Here is a 4,930-nt window from a genome sequence, read left to right on the forward strand (position 1 = left end):
TAGCATATCCATTTGAATTTTTAATTCAGAATTAGTAGGGACGTTTTATATACAGGGGGAAGAATGATGCTTGGGGTTTTCAAAAAAAATATTAATAAAACAAATGCCAGTATAATCGAATTAAGTAAGGACCAACAAATAACTTTTAATGTCCCTACTAATTCTGAATTAAAAATTCAAATGGATATGCTACATATTTCAAAAGAAGATTTACAAGTTGTAAAAGTACTACAGCCTTTTATTTATGCAGAAATTGATTGGATTACTGAAAAATTCTATGCCAACATTACAAAACAACCTAATTTAATTACTATTATTGAACGTTACAGCTCTATTCCAAAACTAAAACAAACTTTAAAAACACATATTAAAGAATTATTCAGCGGCAATATGCATGAAGATTTTATTGAACAGCGTGTTAGGATTGCCAAAAGGCATGTACAAATTGGTTTACATCGAAAATGGTATACTGCTGCTTATCAAGAATTGTTCCGCTCTATCATGAAGATTTTGCAAACAAAAATAACGACAATCGATGATTTTTCCTATTCTATAAATGTTATAAATAAATTATTTACTCTTGAACAAGAACTTGTTCTTGCAGCTTATGAATCTGAATATGAAAGAATGCAAAAAGAGCATGAGAAAGAAAAAGAACTAACTGCTATGACAATTACGCATATCGCAACAGAACTAGCTGCTGTATCTGAAAAAACAAGCTCTTCTATTCAAAAACTAACCGCCAAATCTGAAACTATTGTAGAGATTGCTAAAACAGGTACATCATTAGCTACAACATCTGAAGAAAAAGCCAATAAAGGGAAAGAACAATTAAACCAGCAAAACAAACGAATGGGATCTATTCAAATGAATATGGAAACGATTATTACAGATACTCATGAACTCCTTAATATTTCTAACAAAATTAATGAAATCATAGATATTGTTAAATCGATTGCGGAGCAAACCAATTTACTCGCACTAAATGCAGCTATCGAGTCTGCACGTGCTGGAGAATTTGGGAAGGGGTTTTCTGTTGTTGCTGGTGAAATTCGAAAATTATCAGAGCAAACGAAAGAATCTATATTTAACGTTACAAAGCTCGTTGAAAAAACAAATGAACAAATTACCCGTGTCTCGTCTTCCGTGAAACAAATTAGCTCTCTCGTATCGGAAGGAACGGATAGTATGTCAGCAACAGATCGATACTTCCAAGAAATTGTAAAAGATATGTCTAACTCAAAAGAACAGAATAAGAAAATTGAACACGAGCTACAAGCTATTTCACAAGTAATGAAAGGAATTCAAGATGATTCCTCACAAATGGCTCTAACAGCCGATAATTTACAACTAGAACTAAATCGATAAGATAAAGTGAAACTTTAATCAACGGGGGTTTTGTTCATCCCCCGTTGATTATCAGCCCTCACCAATCGGGCTTTTACGGGCAGCCCGCCCCCCACCTAACTTCTTTGCTTTCGCTGATTTTGAGGTGGGGGTCTTACTGCCTGGAAAATAGCGGGATCAAATTCAAGTCAGGCATACTTTTCATCTGTACTGACTACTAAATTTCATCTTCCATCAAAAAAAGAATCCAGAATGGATTCTTTTTATTTTCTGAAAAATATTTTTTGACAATACACATAACTCATATAAACACCAAAGCTCTGCAAAATGAACAATGCCGGCATAATTACATTGTAATATGCCATATCTACTTGAAAGAGCTTTAACAATACGTAGCCACTAATTAAAAATAAGAACAACATATATCCCTCATTTTGTTGTTTCTTAATAAGGAAGTGTAATAGAGCTATAGTCATAAACAATGTTACGGCTATATATATCAGTTTTTCACATTTGAAAAGAATAGAATTTACCCCTTCATCTGAAAACTGATTTATCATCGGCTCTAAAAGTTTAAATCTTTCTCCCTCAATCTCTTTTAACTTTTGATCAATATGCTCTGTTACACTTTGATTTTTCGATATTTTTTCTTCATGTTGCGTCTTTCCAATTAAAACAGATTGAACATACGTCTCATTTGAAATCGTATATTGTGACAATCCCATTGCCTTAATTCCATAATTCACACTAAAATGGGCACTATAAAATAGAATAAGTATCCCTATCATTTTTAGTAACACCTTTTGTTTCGTTGCTGATTGAAATACTTCGATTAATAATACATATACCGTAATAAAAATAGGAAGAAATAATCCCATTGGGAAAACCATATTACTAAATGCAAATAAAATCGCTGAAAACACCCACATATAAGGATGATCTAATCCTTTATATAAAAGTATGTAACAAGCAAAATAAAATAAAAATATTGCAAGTGATTCAGGAGTTAATACGGAACTCATGAATATATTTGGAATATACAGAGCATAAAAGATAGAAGCAATACGACCGCATTCTTCTCCAAAAACCATTCCCGCAATACGATAAATAAATAATGCTGTTCCTGTGCAAAATAGCACATTAAATAGTTGTAAAGCGAATAATGAATCACCAAATATACGAATAATTACCGACTCATATATAATAAAAGGCAAATGAGTTACAGTCCCTATATTATTACCAATTGCAATCTGCTTTGCAGACTCATACATCACTTTCATATCACCAATTATTGGAGCATCTACAAATAACAGCATACTAACCCTCACAACTATAGATATACTTATAAGAAAAATAAGAAATTGTTTATCTGTAAAACGATATTGTAGAATTGATGCCACTAACAAAATAAGTATGACGAAAATTGCTAATATGATTGTTACACTTGTTGTACTTCCTCCAAAAAATTGCTTACTTGTCTCAAATGCTGCCCAACAACTATAAACAAAAAATGCGAGCATCGCACCGATTGTAATTTTATTGAAGAAAGATGAAAAATTTGTTTGTATATGATTCATATGTCCATTGCACCTCTATTTCCATTCATAACAAAACGATTCTATCATGAATGGGTACACGGCTGATAGGGAATTTCTATGACAAATACATAGTCATTACTTTTTACTTGCAATGTAAGCGAATCCTCTTTTACACTACATTTTAGATAAAATAAATTTTCTTTCAGTTACATGAATACAAATACAGAAGTTTAAATAATCCTCTTTTGGAATACACTTTACTTCATTAAATATCTAATATGAGTAATCTGCTTACACATATTATTCTGATTGAAAACAGACTATAGGGGCTGAATATATGGAAAAGAAATTCATGCGAGAATCTAAAGCAATTAAGACAACACGTGTTTTTCCTAACGATTTAAATAATCACCAAACACTTTTTGGAGGGAAATTATTAGCAGAAATTGATAGTATTGCTTCAATTGCGGCTGCAAGACATAGTCGTAAACATTGCGTAACAGCATCTATTGATTCAGTTGATTTTTTAACTCCAATTCACCAAGCTGATTCTGTTTGTTATGAAGCATTTGTATGTTATACAGGGAAATCTTCAATGGAAGTTTTCGTAAAAGTAATCGCAGAAAACTTATTAGCAGGCGAGCGTAGAATTGCTGCTACTTGCTTCATTACATTTGTGGCAATAAAAGATGGAAAACCTTCATCCGTACCACAAGTACTTCCTGAAACTGAAGAAGAACATTGGTTACACACAACCGGTTTAGAACGCGCGGAAAACCGAAAAAAGGGACGTTTAAAAAGTAAAGAGATGGCTGAAGTTTTAACTTTAAGTAAGCCATGGAATATATAATACGATACTCTCACTTCATACATGCACAGGTTTATTTCATCCTTGCATGTATTTTTTATTGTAAAAAATTCCACCTCTTATCTTTTATTTACTGTTTGTCTCCTAAAATAATCCACCAGTTTTTCCTTTATTTTGCTATACTATTAATGGTATATTAGATAAGGTTCGTTTAAAAATAACTATAATATAATTAAGTATATAAGGGATGGTGCGATAATGTCTATTGAGGTACCAATTTCAATACCAAAAACGTTAATTATTATTCCTGCGTATAACGAGGAAGAAGCAATTGCAGATACATTAACAAGATTATTAAAACTAAAACAGCATTTTACAGAATTAAGCATTTGCGTTATTAATGATGGATCACATGATAAAACAGCTCAAATCGTAAATGATTTTCCTGTTCACCTTGTGAACTTACCATATAACCTAGGTATTGGCTCAGCTGTACAAACTGGTTATAAATACGCTTATGAGAATGGATATGATATTGCGATTCAGTTCGATGCTGATGGGCAACATAATCCTGATGATTTGTACAAAATTATAAAACCTATTGCTGAAGACCAATGCGATATGGTGCTAGGTTCACGTTTTACAGAGAAAACAGCCTATAAAGGTAGTATTTCTAGAAGAATTGGTATTTTTTATTTTACTGCTCTACTGAAAGTACTAACAAAACAAACCTTTATGGATCCAACTTCTGGGTATCGTGCTATCAATAGAGAAGTAATTAAGATTTTTGCACATAATTATCCAAAAGATTATCCAGAACCAGAAGTCCTTATTCATTTAAAAAAGAAAAAATTACGCATTAATGAAATATCCGTAAATATGCAAGAGCGTCAAGGGGGACAATCTTCTATCACACCTCTTAAATCTGCATATTACATGATTAAAGTAAGCCTTGCTATATTGATGCAAAAAATTGTGAAAGGTTGATAATAAATGCCTATAATTACCTTTTCATTTATCTTCATTCTATTATTATTTTTATTAATTATTAATTCCATTCGTCGTGGAGCTTTAGAAACTAAATATGCTATTTTATGGATTTTTGTTTGTGTTGCAATGGCTATTTTAAGTTCTACTGAAAAAATTATAAATTGGATTGGCCAACTATTACACGTAGAATATCCTCCATCTGTTTTATTCTTATTTGGACTATTATTCTGTTTCATATTAATTTTTG

General features: G+C 31.7%; 5 protein-coding genes and 1 pseudogene. 5 read left to right on the forward strand and 1 reads right to left on the reverse strand.

Translation table 11 applies throughout. The features are described from left to right. Positions 1 to 186 precede the first annotated feature (186 nt). Together ABWK52_RS29690 and ABWK52_RS29695 are read left to right on the forward strand one after the other, a co-directional pair. Positions 187 to 564, forward strand: a pseudogene (locus ABWK52_RS29690) (protoglobin family protein); the annotation flags it as partial. After that, positions 562 to 1,368: a methyl-accepting chemotaxis protein gene (locus ABWK52_RS29695; protein WP_374221796.1), complete on the forward strand. Its 807-nt coding sequence runs from the start codon at positions 562 to 564 to the stop codon at positions 1,366 to 1,368. The pseudogene ABWK52_RS29690 and the gene ABWK52_RS29695, both read left to right, overlap by 3 nt. 242 nt (positions 1,369 to 1,610) lie before the next feature. Here ABWK52_RS29695 and ABWK52_RS01300 read toward each other — a convergent pair whose 3' ends face one another. Continuing rightward, the gene (locus ABWK52_RS01300) at positions 1,611 to 2,924 is read right to left on the reverse strand and encodes an ArnT family glycosyltransferase (protein ID WP_061655694.1); all 1,314 of its coding nucleotides are present in this window, start codon (positions 2,922 to 2,924) and stop codon (positions 1,611 to 1,613) included. Between the two features lie 298 nt (positions 2,925 to 3,222). On the opposite strand from ABWK52_RS01300, the gene ABWK52_RS01305 reads away from it, so the two are divergent. The 3 genes from ABWK52_RS01305 to ABWK52_RS01315 form a co-directional block, all read left to right on the forward strand. Further along, positions 3,223 to 3,735 carry an acyl-CoA thioesterase gene (locus tag ABWK52_RS01305; protein WP_000412120.1) on the forward strand — a complete coding sequence of 171 codons (513 nt, stop codon included), beginning with the start codon at positions 3,223 to 3,225 and terminating at the stop codon, positions 3,733 to 3,735. Between the two features lie 216 nt (positions 3,736 to 3,951). Then, complete coding sequence (locus ABWK52_RS01310; RefSeq protein ID WP_000021476.1) at positions 3,952 to 4,680, forward strand: glycosyltransferase family 2 protein; 729 nt, start codon at positions 3,952 to 3,954, stop codon at positions 4,678 to 4,680. 6 nt (positions 4,681 to 4,686) lie between these two features. Beyond that, on the forward strand, positions 4,687 to 4,930 hold a 244-nt coding region (locus ABWK52_RS01315; RefSeq protein WP_353771865.1), incomplete at its 3' end, for a DUF2304 family protein.

The organism is Bacillus sp. AP50 (assembly GCF_040492675.1).
In the GTDB taxonomy this organism is placed as follows: domain Bacteria; phylum Bacillota; class Bacilli; order Bacillales; family Bacillaceae_G; genus Bacillus_A; species Bacillus_A cereus.

Bases quoted from the DNA above. Each gene is read 5' to 3' on its own strand.
- ABWK52_RS01300 (WP_061655694.1), bottom strand. From the start codon at position 2,924: ATGAATCATATACAAACAAATTTTTCATCTTTCTTCAATAAAATTACA.
- ABWK52_RS01305 (WP_000412120.1), top strand. From the start codon at position 3,223: ATGGAAAAGAAATTCATGCGAGAATCTAAAGCAATTAAGACAACACGT.
- ABWK52_RS01310 (WP_000021476.1), top strand. From the start codon at position 3,952: ATGTCTATTGAGGTACCAATTTCAATACCAAAAACGTTAATTATTATT.